Origin of the sequence: Streptomyces cinnabarinus (assembly GCF_027270315.1) — a bacterium.
GTDB classification, from domain to species: domain Bacteria; phylum Actinomycetota; class Actinomycetes; order Streptomycetales; family Streptomycetaceae; genus Streptomyces; species Streptomyces cinnabarinus.
This window is the reverse complement of the sequence record NZ_CP114413.1, coordinates 8,700,716-8,716,258: the sequence shown is the minus strand read 5'-3', so window position 1 is coordinate 8,716,258 and position 15,543 is coordinate 8,700,716. Positions and strand designations below refer to the sequence as shown.

Genomic DNA, 15,543 nt, shown 5'->3' with positions numbered 1-15,543 from the left:
CGAACCCCGGGCTGTGGCCCGGGAGTTCGAGGATCAGCGGGGCGTTCAGCAGCTCATGCTCCAGGTGTGGGAGTCGCCGTTGTCGTTGGCCGCGCCGTTGTAGTTGACCTCCTGGCCCGGGGTGAGGCAGATCGTCATGTGGCCGCCCTGGTGGGCCCGGGAGTAGACCTGGACGTGGTCCTTGATGCCCGGGCCTGAGATGCCGTGGTTGGCCCAGGAGGAGTCCTCGTCAGCGATCCAGCTCTCCCACCAGCCGTCGTCTCCGGACCAGTTGGCGCGCTGCCCCTGGAAGTCCGCGTTTTCCCAGGCGCAGAACTCGCCGGAGGGACAGTCGGCCGCGCCGGCCGGGCCGGCCGCGGCGAGGCTGCCGGTGAACAGGAGGAACACTGCTGCCACGGCGGTGAACAGATTGCTGTGCATCATGAGGGGGTGTGCCCTTTCCGGTGGGGGGTGGGTTGCGTGGCCAGCAGGTCGGCCGCGCGGTGCACTGCGCGGTCGCGCAGCTGGTCGTAGGTGGTGATCTCGGTGCGGTGCGCGGCTCGGGCCTCGGCGAGCCGGGCGGGTTCCAGCCGGGCCCGCAGCGCGTCCAGGCCGCTGGCCCGTACGCAGCGGGTGTCCTGGTCGGGGCACGCGGCTCGGCGGGCGAGCGCGGCCCTGTACCCGGGGTCCTTGGTGAGCGCGGCCTGGGCTTCGGGGCGCAGGTTGTTGACGACGACCTCGGCGCGGAACCAACGGGCCTGGTCGCCGTAGAGGGAGCGATGCGCTTCGGCCAGGCAGCCGTCCGTATGGGTGCGGACGGTGTGGCCGGTGGCCAGGGTGACCGACAGTTCGGCCCGCCCGGCGCCGAAGAGCGCCTTCTCCTGCGGGGGCGGTCCGGCGGCGCCACGGGCCGTCATGCACCGGTCCACCAGTACCCGCTGCGCGGCCTTGATCAGGTCGCTGCGACCGCGCTCCGAGGAGGGCAGCGACGGCCGGGACTCCGCCGCACAGCCCCCGGCGACCGTCAGCACCAACACGGCACCGGCCACGGCCCGGCCCACCGCCTGAGCGCGGGCAGTAGTGATCGTCACGCCAGTCCAAACGATCAAGACGGGCCGACGGCACGGTGGTGGCGGAGCGTTTTCGGCGTCGAACGTCGTCTGGCATGATCGCGCGGTGAGTGATGCGAGGTTGCGGGCCGCCGACGCCGTTGAGTCGCACGTGCGGGCGTTCTTCGAGGGGCATTCCGTGGAGGTCGCCCCCTGCGACCTCGGTCCGCTACGACGAGAGGCGGTTCCCGACCTGCGCGTCCTCGTCGTCGGGCCCGGCCCCCACAGCGACAGCTGGGCCTATGTGACCGCCGGGTGCTGGGCGGCGATGGAACAGGACGGCCAAGGGCTTGAGTTCGTCATGACCGCCCACGTCCGCGACCAGCGTTTCATCGACCTCATGGCGATGGTCGCCTACTACCACTGCGACGGGCACCGACTCGGCCTGGAGCACAGCATGCCGATCGGAGAGCCGTGGGTGCCGGGTTCGACCTGCGACCACCTGCTGATCAGCCTGCCCTACCTCCACGGACCGGACCTCGAACACTGTCCGCTGCCCGAAGGACACGTCCGCATCCTGTGGACCCTGCCGGTGACGACCGCCGAGATCGAGTTCCGCCGACGCCACGGTCACGAGGCGCTGGAGCACCGCTTCGACGCGGCGGGGATCATTCCCACCGATCCGTTCAGGGCCTCCGTCGTCTGACGCCACGGCAGACGGATCGAGGGCCGGCCTTGGCGACGAGCCCTCTGTCACCACCATTGCCCACGGTGACACACGTCGCTATGTTAATCGAAAATCACATTGGTGCGATGGGGTTCCCCGTCCGCGTCGATCGCACAACTGGCAAGTCTGCGAAGGCAATCTGGAACCCCTTGGCCCTTCAGGGAAGCAGGTAAGTCAATGGAGAACCTCAGCAGGCGAAAGGCGCTGTCGCTCGGAGTCGCGCTCGGTCTCGTGGGTGTGGCGCACCCCGTACAGGCATGGGCGTCGACGGGCTCGGCGACCGGTGCCTCCGCGGGGCCCGGTCCGGAGTGGATCTGGGACGACGCAGCGGACCCGGTGATGGCTTCGATGCTCAAGAGCGGACACGTCCCGGCGATCAACACCGCGTGGGCGTCATGGGTGAACAACAATGACCCGCTGCCCAGCGGCCTTCCGACCGAGTTCGCCGCATACCTGCGGCAGGTCAACCAGCTGCCCTCCTGGGCGGATCCCGCCAAGCTGGCCCGCGCCGCGGACTTCAACCGGCGCCGGGACACCTACCTGTTCATGCTGTACGGCCTCGGCAGCGGCATCATGAGCACCGTGATTCCGCGCGAGGCCAAGAGCGTGTACTGGTCCGCGGGCGGCGCCGACATGCAGGACCGCGCGGCCAAGACGTTCACGTTCGGCTACGACTTGTCCCAATTGGGAGCCTTCGAGCCGACGGGACAGTTCGTCGTCACCGCCAACAAGACTCGCGTGGTGCACGCCGCGGTGCGTCATCTGCTGCCGCAGTCGCCGCACTGGCGGGCGGTCGCCGACGAGACGATCCCGATCAGCGCGGCCGACATCCTGGTCACGTTCCACAGCCTGGGCACCTATGTCCACCGGAAGCTGCTCGACTGGAAGATCCCGTTCCCGGCCGCGGACCAGGAGGCGTTCCTGCACTCATGGCAGGTCGCCATCGCCCTGCTCGGCGTGCCCCATGAGCACATCCCCCGGACGTGGGCGGAGGCCCAGGCGCAGTCGGCGCGGGTGCTCACCCCGATTCTCTCCCCCTCGACCGAGGGCATCGCCCTGGCCGAGGAACTGCTCGGCCTGACCGCCCAGATCGACCTCGGCGTCACACGCGGGTTCCTCAACGAGTTCGTGCGCTACGTCCTCAGTGACGAGGTCGGCGACTGGCTGGGCTTGAAGCGCGACTACGCGGCGGCGGCCCTGGTCCGCACCGGCTGGCCGGCGTTCATCCTGTTCCGTGAGGGGCTGTCGCCGATCATGCCCGGCACCTTCTACATGTTCGACCAGTTCGTGCGCGCCCTGGCCATGTTGTTCCTCAACAAGGGCTCCTCCGGGACCACCACCCCCATCACGATCCCCACCGGGAACAGGGCGGGCTGAGCTGCCGGGTTCCGACGGCTGGTCAGAGACCCAGGGCGCCCGTGACCAGCGCGGTCACGGCCGCACGATGGTCAGGGCTGTCCCGCCACCGCAGTCTGCGTCCCGCCTCGACCACCACGCCGAACCCCGCGTGCACCAGCACTCGGGCCTGGCGCGGGTCCAGCTCCGGACGGACCAGTCGCAACTGCTGTTCCCACACGGCGATGTGTTCGCGCTGGGCGAGGACCAGGGGCTGCCGCAGATCGGTCGGCAAGCCCACGAACTCGGCCTCGGCCACGCTGTTGAGCTCGGTGTGTTCGAAGCAGTAGGCCACGTACGTCGCTGCCAGCGCGACGACGGCGTCGTGCGGGTCGGTCACGTCCCGCAGATTCCGCTCCACTCCCTGGGACAGCAGTCCTGCCGCCTGGAGGCATGCCGCCGCCAGTACGTCGATCTTGCCGGGGTAGTGGCGGTAGAGCGCGGACGGGGTCAGGCCCACCGCCTCCGCGATCTGCCCATTGGTGACGTTGGCGAATCCGTCCCGCGCGAACAGCGGGATCGAGGCCGCGAGGATCTCCGCGCGCCGCGTCCGCGGCACCGGCCGGGCCGGCAGCTCGACGGGGCGCGCGCTCAGCCGGCCCACCGCTGGATCGGTCACGGCCACGCGCAAGGCGGACGCCAACAGCAGGTCCTCGGCCCGGCGTTGGGCGATGGAGGTGTGATGCATCGTGATGGATCCGATCGCACCGAGGGCCGCCATGGCCCGCAGGCGCTCGTCAGGCAGTGGGTGCTCGCGTTGGACCGCCTCGTCGACCCGCTCGACGAGGCGGCCGAACTTCACCCCGAGACGTCGGCGGTCCTCGCGGTTGAGGTACCGGGCCTCCCAGCGGTACACGCCGCCCGATGCGCGATGAGCGATGGTGACCCGGGTGATCTCGGTCAGCACGTCCGTCAGACTCGCCTCGGCCGGCACCTCGTCGAGCGCGGCGACCAGTCCGTCCACCATGACGTGGGCGCACTCGGCGAACAGCGCGTACTTGTTCGGGAAGTGCCGGTACAGAGCGGCCGCGGTGATGCCCACACCGGCGGCGACCTCCTCCATGGACGCCTTGTGGTAGCCGCGCTCGCTGAAGACCTGCCCGGCCGCGTCGACGATGAGCTGCTTGCGATTGCGGGGCCGAGTGCCCGCGCTCGGATCGGCGCTCGCGGCCGAACGGGCGGATGGGGAGGCGGGAGCCATGTCGATTAGTCAATCACACGCCGTCAGGGGCCTGACTGCCTCAGCGTGAGCGGCTCGCTCCAGCCCGCGGCCGGTCAGGTGAAAGTGAGGACCGGCTTGATCACGGCGCCGTCCCCCATGGCGGCCACGGCCGCGTCGATGTGCTCGAACCCGAAGGTGGTGACCAGCCGCTCCAGTGGGAAGAGGCCCCGCCTGTGCAAGCCGATCAGCTCGGGGATGAAGCGGCCGGGGTCGGAGTCTCCCTCGATCACCCCATGGACGCGGATGCCCTTGGCGAGCAGGCCCATCACGTCGAAGGTCACCTCACCGCCGAGGCCGAGGAGGGCGAGTTCGCCGCGCGGGCGCAGCGCGCCGACGGCTCGGCGGGCCATCTCCGGGCGGCCGGTGGTCTCGACGACATGGTGCGCTCCCCCGCCGGTGAGGTCGCGCAGCTCGGCCACCAGGCCGCTCCCGGGCTCCAGGGCCGCCTTGGCGCCGAGCTCGATGGCCAGGGCACGGCGGGAGGCGACCGGGTCGACGGCCACCACCGGGTCGCAGCCCACGGCGACGGCGGCCATCAGCGCGCTCAGGCCGACTCCGCCCGCGCCCAGCACGACGAGCGAGGCGCCGGGGTCGGGACGCAGCCGGTTGAGCACGGTGCCCGCGCCCGTCTGGGCGCCGCAGCCCAGCGGCGCCGCGACCACGGCGGGCAGGTCGGAGGGCACCTTGACCACACCCCGTTCGTGGACGACGGCGTGCGTGGCGAAGCTGGACTGGCCGAAGAAGCCGGCGTGCAGCGGCCGGCCGTCGAGGGACAGCGGTGTGGTGCCGTCGGCGCGGCCGCCCGAGAGGTTCCGGGCCCGCGCGGCGTGGCAGTAGGCCGGGTGTCCCGCCGCGCACTGCGCGCAGTCGCCGCAGCTGGCGAAGGTGAGGCAGACATGGTCCCCGGGCGCGAGGCCGGTCACCTGAGCGCCCACGGCCTCGACCCGGCCGGCGCCCTCGTGGCCGAAGACCATCGGGGTGAGCTGCCGGGGCCAGGTGTCCCGCATGGCCAGGTCGGTGTGACAGACGCCGGCCGAGGTCATCCGCACCAGCACCTCGTCCGGGCGGGGGTCCTCGAGGTCGGCGTCCCGCAGGGTGAACGGGGCTCCCGGAGCCTCGGTGAGGGCGACCCGGACGCGCCTCACGAGCCCCCTCCGGCGCCTGGGCCGGCGTACGGGGCGTTGGGGACGCGGTCGAGGAAGAAGTAGTAGAAGGGGCCCTCGGCAGGGGTCCCCTTGGCGTTCATGATGCCCATCAGCGTGGTGTCGTCGACCTGTTTGAAGTGGTCGAGGACCGGCTGGCCGTCATAGACCATGGTGGCCGTCGCCTCGCCGCGGAACTCGACGGTCCACAGACTGGCCTCGCCTTTGCCGAGCTCACGGTTGGAGTACAACTCCCCGGTCGCGTCACGGCAGATGAGCGGCTTGGCGTCGTGCACGGCGGCGAACGTCTTGCCGTACCACCCGGCCTTGGCCAGGGCGCCGTTGAGGGGATGGCCGGTGCGGAATTCGCCGCCCTTCCACTCGCCGAGTATGTCCTCGGGGCGGACGGTGGCCAACGCCGCCCAGATCTCGTCCAGTTCGGCCGGGTCGACCAGGCCGTCCCTCTCCTGGAGCTTGCGGAACCGGGCGCGGGCCTCAAGCACGTCCATGCGGGATGTCCTCTCGTCGGCGCGAAGGCCGTGGGGTGAGGTGTCGAGTCGTGCCGGAGTGGGTCGCAGACGGTCATCGCAGCCGGCCCGCGGAACCCCGGGCGCCGGAGGAGCACCGCGGGAACGGGACCGGCAGGTCACCGGTGACCGCGCCGGGGTGGCCGACGGTCCCGAGGGTCAGCAGGACATGGCGTTCGGCGACCTCCTCCGCGGTGAGCGGGCCGTCCTCGCGGAACCAGTTGGCGACCCCCTGGCACATGACGAGCACCGAACGCACGGCGTCGGCCGGAATCGGTGTAGTGAACACGCGCCGGGCGACGCCCGCCTCGACCGTGTCCAGCAGCATGTGCTGGAGATAGTCACGCAGGGCGATGTAGCGAGCCCGGTTCTGCGGATCCAGACTGCGTATCTCGGTGTCCAGGAAGGCCAGTTGCCGGCGGTGGGCCATGGAGAGCACGATCGACTCGACCATGCCGCAGAACCGGGCCAGCGGATCGTCCCCGGCTTCCCCGGCCGCGGCCCGGCAGCGGTCCAGGACGTCCTTGACGGACGTCTCCAGCAAGGTGGCCAGCAGCGCCTGCTTGTTCTCGTAGTGGTAGTAGAGCGCCGGCACGGTGACGCCGACCCGGGCGGCGATGTCGCGGACCGAAGTGCCGTGGTAGCCCTGTTCGTTGAAGGCCCGCATGGCGTGCACCAGGATCGGGTGCAGGTCGAGCGGTCCGTAGGAGCGCCAGTGCTCCGCCGGTGGCGCGGAGTCCTGACTCGGCACGGCACCCCTCCTTCCAGCTACTTAGCGATCGCTCAGGAGAACGTGAATTCCAGCGTCCGGCCTGGTGCCACTTCCCCGCCCTCAACCCATAAAAACCAGTGCGGCACAGGGAGTTGACCGATCGACGCCTCACTCCTACTTTTTAGCGAGCGCTCAGTAAGTCTCCGGTTCATTGAAGGGCCGCTGCTGATGGAACTGTCCACGCCCTTGGCGTACGCCGCCGATCCTCGGGCCGCCGCGGACCAGGCCGCCGCCCTGGAGTTCGCGGGTCTCGACGCCGTCTGGGTGGCCGAGGCGTACGGCTTCGACTCTCCGACGATCATGGGATACCTCGCCGCGCGGACCGAGCGGATGCGGATCGGCTCGGCCATCCTCAACGTCTACTCCCGCACCCCCGCCCTGATCGCCCAGACCGGTGCCGGCCTGGACGCCCTCACCTGCGGCCGCGCCCTCCTCGGCATCGGAGCCTCCGGACCACAGGTCGTCGAGGGCTGGCACGGCCGCCGCTACGACCGCCCGCTCGGGCGCACCCGCGAGGTGATCGAGCTGTCCCGGCGGATCTGGCGGCGCGAGGTGATCGAGCACCACGGCATCACCGATCTGCCGCTGCCACCGGAGAAGGGCGGGAGCCTCGGCAAACCGCTGAAGCTGCTCAACCACCCGGTCCGCGACACCATCCCGCTCTACGTCGCGGCGCTGGGCCCGGCCAACGTCCGGATGACCGCCGAGATCGCCGATGGATGGCTGCCGTTCCTCTACGTCCCCGAGCACGCCGACCAGGTCTGGGGCCGGTCCCTCGCCGAGGGCGGCGCCGCGCGCGATCCCGGGCTCGGCCCGCTGTCGGTCGTGGCGGGCGGCCTGCTGGCCATCGGCGACGACGCGGCGGCCGTCCGTGACCTGATGCGCCCCACCGTCGCCCTCTACGTCGGCGGCATGGGCGCGCCCGGCCGCAACTTCTACCACGACCTGGTCTGCTCCTACGGCTACGAGTCCGCGGCGGCCGCCATCCAGAAGCACTACCTCGCGGGCCGCAAGAAGGACGCCGAAGCCGCCGTACCGGCCGAACTGCTGGAGCGTCTGTGCCTGGCCGGACCCGAGGGCCATGTCCGCGACCGCGTCGAGGCCTTCCGTGAGTCGGGCGTGACCATGCTCAACGTCACCCCCGTCGGCCCCGATCCCGCTCGGTTGATCGAGCGTGTGAGGAACTGGCTGTGATCCCGCGACCGGCGCCGTCCCCACCGAGGAGTGCCCCGCCCCGGTCTCCCCAGACGTTCCCTTCCGACCCGCAAGGAGGCCCCGATGGCATCGGCGCCCCGCACCACCGGCGACCTGCCCGGCGACCCGGCCGACCGGACGCTGCCGCAGCTGCTGGCCCGGAACGCACGCGAGTACCCCCAACTCCCCGGCCTCTCCTGGCAGTCGGCCCAGCCCGACAGCGACAGCGGCTGGACGACGTTGAGCTGGGCGGAGATCCACGAGCACACCCGGAGCCTTGCCGCCGGCTACCGGGGCCTCGGCGTCGGCCGTGGCGACCACGTGCTGCTCATGATGTCCAATCGGCCCGAGCACTGGCTGTCGGACATGGCGTTGGTCCGCCTCGGCGCGATCCCGGTCAGTGTCTACGGCACCGCGGCCCCTGGGCAGATCACCCACATCGCCCGCAACTGCCGGGCCCGCCTGGCCGTCGTGGAAGGGGCGGCCCAAGTGGCGGTGTGGGAGCCACTGCTGGCCGATGCCGAGACCCCGCTGGAGCGGCTGGTGGTAGCCGAGGCGGGCGCGGAGAACGGCCACGTCCCGTACGCCGGCCTGCTCCGCGCGCCGGTGCCGGAGCGCTTCACCGAGGAACTGGACGCCGCCCGCCCCGAGGATCCGCTGACCGTCGTCTACACCTCCGGCACCACCGGCGAACCCAAGGGGGTCGTCCTCACCCACCGTGCGGTGATGTCCAACGCCTTGGCGCTGGACGCCGTGGTCGAGTTGCCCCCGCACGTCGAGCACCTCTGCTACCTGCCCTTCGCTCATATCGCCGAGCGGATGCTGGGCATCTACCTGCCCTGCCACCGGGCCTCGCACGTCTACCTGTGCGCCGACCCGACGCGCGTCGGCGAGGTGGTGCGCAAGGTGCGTCCCGCGCAGTTCTTCGGCGTGCCGAGGATCTGGGACAAGCTGTCCGCCGCCGTACGGGCCGTCCTCTCGCTGATGCCGGCCGAGCAGATGGCGGTGATCGACCGGGCGTTCGAGGTCGCGCGTGAGCACGTCGGATACCGCGAGCGGGGCGAGGCGCCACCCGCCGAGCTGGAGGAGCGCTATGCCCGCGCCCGCGAGGACGTGCTGCTGCCCTTGCTGGCCGCGGGCGGTCTGGACCGGGTGAGCTGGTCGGCCAGCGCGTCGGCGCCGATGTCGGTCGACGTGGTGAAGTTCTGGGCCGGTTTCGGCATCGTCATCATGGACGCCTGGGGGCTGACCGAGACCACCGGCGTGGCCACCAGCAACAGTCCGAAGACCGGCTTCCGGCTCGGTTCGGTGGGACGCCCGGTGCAGTCCGTGGAGATCCGCGTCGCGGAGGACGGCGAGATCCTGGTGCGGGGCTCGTCCGTGTTCTCCGGCTACCTCGACCCGGACGGCTCGGTGCGCTCCGCCCTGGACGCCGACGGCTGGCTGGCCACCGGCGACATCGGCCGGATCGACGAGGACGGCTTCCTGTGGCTCACCGACCGCAAGAAGGAGATGATCGTCACCTCGACCGGGAAGAACGTCTCGCCCGCTCTGGTGGAGAACGCGCTCAAGGAACACCCGCTGATCGGCCAGGCGATGGTGCACGGCGACAACCGCTCCTACCTGGTCGCCCTGTTGGTGCTCGACGCGGAGGCCGCCCCCGCCTGGGCCGCGGCCAACGGCATTGAGGCCGAGGGAGGTCCGGCCGGGCTGGCGGCGCACTCCGCGGTCCGGGCGGAGGTGGACCGCGCGGTGGCCGCCGCCAACACCCGCCTCAACCGCACCGAGCAGGTCAAGTGGTACGAGCTGCTGGCCGAGGAGTGGGGTCCGGCGACCGGCGAGCTGACGCCGTCGCTGAAGATGCGGCGCCGGGTCATCCAGGACAAGTACGCCCGTCACCTGTCCGAGCTGTACCGGGACTGAGCTACAGAGAAACGACAGATGTCTCATCAAATCTCCGGGAGTTGTTCGCCGGTATCGTAAGAAGCACCATGCGAACTGACACGAACAACTCGTGGCTCGTCCGGGCCCTCTCCCAGCCCGAGCCGGAGGACCGGACGGCGCGGCGGATCCTCGACGCGGCACTGGAGCAGTACACCCTGCTGGGGCTGCGCCGCTCCTCCGTGGACGACGTCGCCAAGCGGGCCGGTGTCTCCCGGGTCACCGTCTACCGGCGCTTCCAGACCAAGGACAAGCTCGTCGAGGAGACCCTGCTGCGTGAACTCAGCCGGTTCTTCCAGCGGCTGGACGCGGCGGTGGCGGCACTGCCGACGATGCAGGAGCGGGTCGTGGAGGGCTTCGTGGTCGCCCTGCGCCACACCCGCGCCCATCCGCTCTTCGGCGGTCTGCTGCGCCTCGAACCGGAGTTGGTGCTGCCGTACCTGACCGTGCAGGGCGGCTCCTCGCTCTCCGCCACCGTCGAGTACCTCACGGCCCATCTGCGCCGCGCGCAGCAGGCCGAGGGCCGTCCCGACGAAGACCCGCGCCCGCTCGCCGAGTTGATGGTGCGGGTCGCCGTGTCCTTCCTGCTCAACCCCGCCAGCTGCATCGAGATGGAGGACGAGGACCAGGCCCGGGCCTTCGCCCGCCGCTACCTGGCCCCGCTGCTGGACGCCTGACCTCCCGTCGTCAGCGGCGCCGGTGCAGCGCTCGCGCCAGCCGCACCGCGCGCTCCCGCGTGGCGGCCGGAACCCCGAAGGAGGTCAGCGCGATCGGCGGGGTGAACCGCTGCACCGTCGTCGACTGCACGGAGGTGAAGGCGCGCAGCCCCTCCGCTCCGTGGATCCGCCCGAAGCCGGAGTCCTGCGAGCCGCCGAACGGCAGCGCCGGCACCGCCGCGAAGCCCAGCACCGAGTTCACCGACACCGCCCCCGCGCGCAGCCGCGCCGCGATCGCCGCACCCGCGCGCCGGTCGCGGCAGAACACCGCGGCCCCCAGGGCGTAGCGCGAGGCGTTGGCCCGCTCCACCGCCTCGTCCACGTCGGTCACCGGGTTGATCGCCACGACCGGTCCGAAGGTCTCCTCCGTCATCGCCGCCGCATCCTCGGGCACGCCGGTCAGCACGACCGGCGCTATGTACGGAGCGCGAACCGACTCGGGCCCGCCCAGCAGAGCCCGCGCACCCGCGGAGATCGCGCCGGTCACATGCCGTTCGACGATCTCGGCCTGGCCCGCGAGCGTCATCGGGCCGTAGGCGGCGTCCGCCTCGGCACCCGGGCGCACGGCCCCGGCCCGCTCGACCACCCGTTCGCACAGTGCGGCGTGGATCTCTCGCACCGCGTAGACGCGCTCCACCCCCGCGCAGGTCTGGCCCGCGTTGCTCAACGCGCCCCACACGACGGCGTCGGCGGCCGCGTCCAGGTCCGCGTCCGCGTCCGCGGTGACGATCACCGCGTCCTTCCCTCCGCACTCGGCGAGGAACGGCGTCAGGGTCTCGGCGCACACGGCCATCACCTTGCGGGCCGTCCCCGGCGACCCGGTGAACGCCAGCTTGTCGACCCCGGACCGTGCCAGGGCGTCCCCGGTGGACGCCGCGCCGGTGACGCTGGTGAGCAGCCCGGCATGCCCGGGTACGGCGGCGTCGAAGCTCTCGGCCAACCGGACCCCGGTTGCCGGGGTCAGCTCGGACGGCTTGAAGACCACGGCGTTTCCCGCGGCCAGGGCGTAGCCGATGGAGCCCATGGGTGTGTACACGGGGTAGTTCCAGGGGCCGATCACGCCGACCACACCCAGCGGCCGGTGCACCAGCGAGGCCCGCTGGTGGGCGGTGAACAGTCCGGTGCCCACCTTGCGCCGCCGCAGCACGCGTTGGGCGTTGCGGGCGGCCCAGCCCAGGTGTTCCAGGGTGAGTACGACCTCCAGCGCGGCGTCACCGGCGGGCTTGCCGGTCTCCTCGGCGATGGTGCCGGCCACGGCGTCCAGGTCGGAGGCGAGGGCCTTCTTCCAGCGCAGCAGATGCTCCCGGCGCTCGGACGCGGGCAGCGCCACCCACCCCGCTTGGACGGTCCGGGCCCGTGCCACGGCGCGGGAGACCTCTTCCGGGCCGTTGACCGGGTGTTCGGCGATCGGTTTGCCGGTCGTGGGGGAATACGTGGTGAAGGTCGCGGCACGTGGTGCGGTGGCCGGGGTGGTGTCGGTCATCGGGACTCCTGAGGGGGAGCATCGGGGGCGGCGGACCGCGCCGGCACGGCGGCCCCTTCCGGCGGGGTCTCGTCATGGAGCGGGTCCGGCGGACGGGAGTGCGCCCAGTGCGGACCCAGGTCGTCCAGAGTCCAGCCGAAGGGGTAGGTGCGGGCCTTGGGCTTGCGCGGTAACCACTCCGGCCGCGCGGGCAGCAGGCGGATCAGCGCGGCCCGGGTGCGGAAGCCGCGGTGGACGGCGGCCCGCAGCCAGCGCGGCTCCGGACGGAAGCCGAGCGCCTTCAGCAGCGGTTCGTCCAGGACGGCGAGCGCGATCCGGGACGCCGTCCGCCGTGCCGGGGCCGGGTACCAGGAGGCCAGGATCCGCAGGGTGGCCGCGGCGACCCGGCGGTTGGCGGGGTCGTAGGCGAACATCTCGCGCTCGTAGTCGTCGTGGAGCCGTTCGAACGCGGCGTAGGTGTCGGGGACGCCGGAGATGCCCATCATCTCGCCCATCCGGCGGCCCACCAACGCCAGGCTCTCGGTCTCCTGCGCGCACAGGCGCCGCCAGCCGAACCGGTCGATCCACCGCTTCGGCCCCACGACCGTGGTGGCCAGGACGTAGAGGAAGTCCTCGTTGGGGATCCGGTAGCGGCCGTGTATGCGGTTCAGGTGGCGGGCCGCTGTCCGTCCGTGCTCCGAGTCCATCCCCTCGCGGACCATCTCGTAGGTCATCAGCACCGTGTCGTCGTACCGCTTCTGGCCGGCCCGTTCGAACTCCTGGGTGCGGTCCAGGAGTCGGGAGATGCGCGGGACACCGTAGTCGCGCAGGAACGCGATCGACGTTCCGTGGAGATAGTCCCGGGGGAACTCGTAGTGGATGATCCACCGGTAGATCTGCTCGAAGTCCTGCTGCGGATCCAGCTGCCGGATGCGGCGGAGCCGGCTGTAGCGGCCCATGGGGGATCCCTCCTGTCGGAATCGCGGTGCCGCCAGTGAGTCGATGATACTGAAGCTATTGACTTGTTTCACGAGCCGTCAATACATCGGGCATGACCGGGACTTGAAGGTGGGCTCCGGCCGCGCGCGGCGCAAAGGGCGACCGGAACCGGACGCGCGCCCTTGTCGGGCTCCTGGCCAGGGTGGACACTCCGGGCGTGAATCTCATGGCCCAGGTCTTCGCCCTGCTCGCGGCGCTGGCCCACATCGTCGTCGGCGCCCTGGAGCGGTTCTTCTACGACCGTCCCGCGGTCCGCGTCTTCCTCACGACCTCGACCGCCGACGCACCCGAAGTCACCTTGTGGCGCTCAGGAGTTGCCGCCTACAACATCCTCATCGGACTCGGCCTCGTCGCCGGAGTCACGGCCCTGCACACCGGCGACACCACCGTCGGCCGCACCCTGATCATCTACCTCTGCGCGTTCCTGATCGCCTCCGCGATCATCTTCGTCGTGTCGTTCCCGCGCCTGTGGCGCGGCGCCCTGGGCCAGGGCCTGCCGCCCGCGATCGCTCTCCTGCTCGTGGCACTCACTCACTGAACGCCCAACGGCGAACACCTCGCGGAGTACGGCGGCAGCCGCCCTCCACGAGGTGTCTCGATACCGGGTCGAAACCTCAGGGCTTCATCTCGTACGCCCCCGACAGCGCCTCGACTCGCTGCCAGACGCGCTCCGAACGCTCCCCGTCGACGACCGGGCGCCGGACCGCGCCGAGTGCCCAGAGCTGCTGCTGCTCGGTCGCGGAGTCCTTGCCGTGGAGTTCGACGGCGTGCGCGGAGAAGTCGCGTACGAGGACGGCGAACAGCTCGTCGAGCACGACCTCGTCGAGGCCCGTCAGGGCTGCCTGCTCCAGGACCAGCTGCCCGTGGACGACGAGCGCGAAGAGCTGCCCGACGGCGAGGAGCAGGTCGAGGTCGCGGCTCTGCTTCTCGTCGGGAGCGGCGGTGCGGACGAACTCGCACAGCGCGTCGGCCTGTTCGCGGAACCGGGCGACGTTGGCGAGGTGGGCGTACGCGTCGAAGGCCGGCCGCCAGTCGTGGAAGCGCACGGAGCCGAGGCCGCGGGCCGGGCCCTGCCGGAAGAGGAAGTCGTCGTCGGCCGCGTCGAGTCGGGCCGGGACGGGCTCGTAGGCGACCGGGTCGAGGAGGTGGTTGCGCATGAACTTGAGGATCAGCGCCAGGTTGACGTGGACGGTGCCCTCCAGCTTCGGCAGGCCGCGGATCTCGACGGCGGCCTGGGCGAAGTAGTTGTCCTTCTCGAAGCCCTTGGCGGCGATGACGTCCCACATCAGGTCGATGACCTTCTCGCCCTCGGTGGTCACCTTCATCTTCGTCATCGGGTTGAAGAGGAGGTAGCGGCGGTCCTCCGGACCGGCGGTGCGGAAGTAGTCCACGGCACGGTCGCTGAACAGCTTCATGCCGACGAGCCGGACGTAGGCGTCGGTCAACTCGCGCCGCACATGCGGGAAAGCGGTGACGGGGCGGCCGTACAGGATGCGGTTCTGCGCGTGGGTGACGGCCTCGTACATCGCGTGCTCGCAGATGCCGATCGAGGCGGTGCACAGGTTGAACTTGCCGACGTTGACGGTGTTGAGGGCGGCGTCGAAGGCGGCGCGGCCGGTGTGCAGGACGTCCTCCGCGGCGACCGGGTAGTCCTCCAGGCGGAACTCGCTCACGTACTTCGAGGAGTCGACGACGTTCTTGACCAGGTGGTACGACGGGTGACGGCTGTCCGCGGCGAAGAAGACGTAGCCGTCGGGGCCCTCCACGTCGGTGCGGCGGCCGAAGACGGACACGAGCCCGGCCTTGTTGCCGTTGCCGATGTAGTACTTGGAGCCGGTGGCCCGGAAGCCGCCGGAGCCGTCGGGCTCCAGGAGCATGTCGGTGGAGTAGATGTCGGCGCCGTGGGCCTTCTCGGACAGACCGAAGGCGAACACCTCGCCCTGGGAGAGCAGTTCGGCGGCGCGGGCACGGGCGGCGGGGTTCTCGCTCTGCCAGACCGGGCCGAGGCCGAGGATCGTGACCTGCCACGCGTACCAGTAGTCCAGGCCGTAGAAGCCGAGGATCTCGTTGAGGGCGGCGATGCGGGCGGTGTCCCAGCGCTTGTCGCCCTCGCCCTCCCCGGCGGCGGAAACGGGGGTGAGGAAGGTCGCGAAGAGCCCCTCCTTGGCGGCGAAGGCGAGGAAGTCGCCGAGCCAGGCGCGGGTCCGGTAGTCCTCGATCAGTTGGCGCTTGCCCCGCTCCTCGAACCAGTCGACGGTGGCGCGCAGCAGCCTGCGGGTCTCCGGGTCGAAGTGCGCGGGGTCGTAGGTCCGCGGGTTGAAGAGCAGCGCGTCGGTCATGAGTGCCGCCTTTCGGCTGGGAGGGGTGAGGGTGGGTCCGGGTCCAGGGTTCGGATCCCGGGGCCGGCTCGGCCGCCGG

15 protein-coding genes are annotated in these 15,543 nt (G+C 71.1%); 6 read left to right on the top strand and 9 right to left on the bottom strand.

The window, feature by feature from the left end:
* Positions 1-45 precede the first annotated feature (45 nt).
* Both STRCI_RS39330 and STRCI_RS39325 read right to left on the bottom strand, forming a co-directional pair.
* Positions 46-423 carry a peptidase inhibitor family I36 protein gene (locus tag STRCI_RS39330; protein ID WP_269663794.1) on the bottom strand — a complete coding sequence of 126 codons (378 nt, stop codon included), beginning with the start codon at positions 421-423 and terminating at the stop codon, positions 46-48.
* On the bottom strand, positions 420-1,070 hold the full coding sequence (locus tag STRCI_RS39325; RefSeq protein ID WP_269663793.1) for a hypothetical protein: 651 nt from the start codon (positions 1,068-1,070) through the stop codon (positions 420-422). Before STRCI_RS39325 ends, STRCI_RS39330 begins: the two co-directional genes overlap by 4 nt.
* An 85-nt stretch (positions 1,071-1,155) precedes the next feature.
* On the opposite strand from STRCI_RS39325, the gene STRCI_RS39320 reads away from it, so the two are divergent.
* Both STRCI_RS39320 and STRCI_RS39315 read left to right on the top strand, forming a co-directional pair.
* Positions 1,156-1,734 carry a suppressor of fused domain protein gene (locus STRCI_RS39320; protein WP_269663792.1) on the top strand — a complete coding sequence of 193 codons (579 nt, stop codon included), beginning with the start codon at positions 1,156-1,158 and terminating at the stop codon, positions 1,732-1,734.
* A 198-nt stretch (positions 1,735-1,932) separates the two neighbouring features.
* A complete protein-coding gene (locus STRCI_RS39315; RefSeq protein ID WP_269663791.1) occupies positions 1,933-3,132 on the top strand; it encodes an oxygenase MpaB family protein in 1,200 nt (399 codons plus the stop codon).
* 22 nt (positions 3,133-3,154) lie between these two features.
* On the opposite strand, the gene STRCI_RS39310 is transcribed toward STRCI_RS39315, so the two are convergent.
* The 4 genes from STRCI_RS39310 to STRCI_RS39295 form a co-directional block, all read right to left on the bottom strand.
* The gene (locus STRCI_RS39310; protein WP_269663790.1) at positions 3,155-4,351 is read right to left on the bottom strand and encodes a TetR/AcrR family transcriptional regulator; all 1,197 of its coding nucleotides are present in this window, start codon (positions 4,349-4,351) and stop codon (positions 3,155-3,157) included.
* Positions 4,352-4,425: 74 nt separating this feature from the next.
* Positions 4,426-5,517 carry an NAD(P)-dependent alcohol dehydrogenase gene (locus STRCI_RS39305; protein WP_269663789.1) on the bottom strand — a complete coding sequence of 364 codons (1,092 nt, stop codon included), beginning with the start codon at positions 5,515-5,517 and terminating at the stop codon, positions 4,426-4,428.
* Positions 5,514-6,023, bottom strand: a complete 510-nt coding sequence (locus tag STRCI_RS39300) for a DUF4334 domain-containing protein (RefSeq protein WP_269663788.1) — start codon at positions 6,021-6,023, stop codon at positions 5,514-5,516. Before STRCI_RS39300 ends, STRCI_RS39305 begins: the two co-directional genes overlap by 4 nt.
* Positions 6,024-6,096: 73 nt before the next feature.
* On the bottom strand, positions 6,097-6,792 hold the full coding sequence (locus STRCI_RS39295) for a TetR/AcrR family transcriptional regulator (protein WP_269663787.1): 696 nt from the start codon (positions 6,790-6,792) through the stop codon (positions 6,097-6,099).
* Positions 6,793-6,981: 189 nt separating this feature from the next.
* Here STRCI_RS39295 and STRCI_RS39290 point away from each other — a divergent pair, with 189 nt between their 5' ends.
* From STRCI_RS39290 to STRCI_RS39280, 3 genes are all read left to right on the top strand, one after another.
* Positions 6,982-8,007, top strand: a complete 1,026-nt coding sequence (locus STRCI_RS39290; RefSeq protein WP_269663786.1) for an LLM class F420-dependent oxidoreductase — start codon at positions 6,982-6,984, stop codon at positions 8,005-8,007.
* Between the two features lie 84 nt (positions 8,008-8,091).
* Positions 8,092-9,930 (top strand): AMP-dependent synthetase/ligase, encoded by a 1,839-nt coding sequence (locus STRCI_RS39285; protein ID WP_269663785.1) that lies wholly within the window; start codon positions 8,092-8,094, stop codon positions 9,928-9,930.
* Positions 9,931-9,998: 68 nt separating this feature from the next.
* Positions 9,999-10,625, top strand: a complete 627-nt coding sequence (locus tag STRCI_RS39280) for a TetR/AcrR family transcriptional regulator (RefSeq protein ID WP_269663784.1) — start codon at positions 9,999-10,001, stop codon at positions 10,623-10,625.
* 10 nt (positions 10,626-10,635) lie between these two features.
* On the opposite strand, the gene STRCI_RS39275 is transcribed toward STRCI_RS39280, so the two are convergent.
* Both STRCI_RS39275 and STRCI_RS39270 read right to left on the bottom strand, forming a co-directional pair.
* Positions 10,636-12,147 (bottom strand): aldehyde dehydrogenase family protein, encoded by a 1,512-nt coding sequence (locus STRCI_RS39275; protein ID WP_269663783.1) that lies wholly within the window; start codon positions 12,145-12,147, stop codon positions 10,636-10,638.
* Positions 12,144-13,085 carry an oxygenase MpaB family protein gene (locus STRCI_RS39270; RefSeq protein WP_269663782.1) on the bottom strand — a complete coding sequence of 314 codons (942 nt, stop codon included), beginning with the start codon at positions 13,083-13,085 and terminating at the stop codon, positions 12,144-12,146. Before STRCI_RS39270 ends, STRCI_RS39275 begins: the two co-directional genes overlap by 4 nt.
* Before the next feature lie 206 nt (positions 13,086-13,291).
* Between STRCI_RS39270 and STRCI_RS39265 the strand changes: the two genes are divergently transcribed.
* Positions 13,292-13,663 (top strand): DUF1304 domain-containing protein, encoded by a 372-nt coding sequence (locus STRCI_RS39265; RefSeq protein ID WP_269664763.1) that lies wholly within the window; start codon positions 13,292-13,294, stop codon positions 13,661-13,663.
* Between the two features lie 76 nt (positions 13,664-13,739).
* Here STRCI_RS39265 and STRCI_RS39260 read toward each other — a convergent pair whose 3' ends face one another.
* Positions 13,740-15,464 (bottom strand): acyl-CoA dehydrogenase family protein, encoded by a 1,725-nt coding sequence (locus STRCI_RS39260; RefSeq protein WP_269663781.1) that lies wholly within the window; start codon positions 15,462-15,464, stop codon positions 13,740-13,742.
* Positions 15,465-15,543 lie beyond the last annotated feature (79 nt).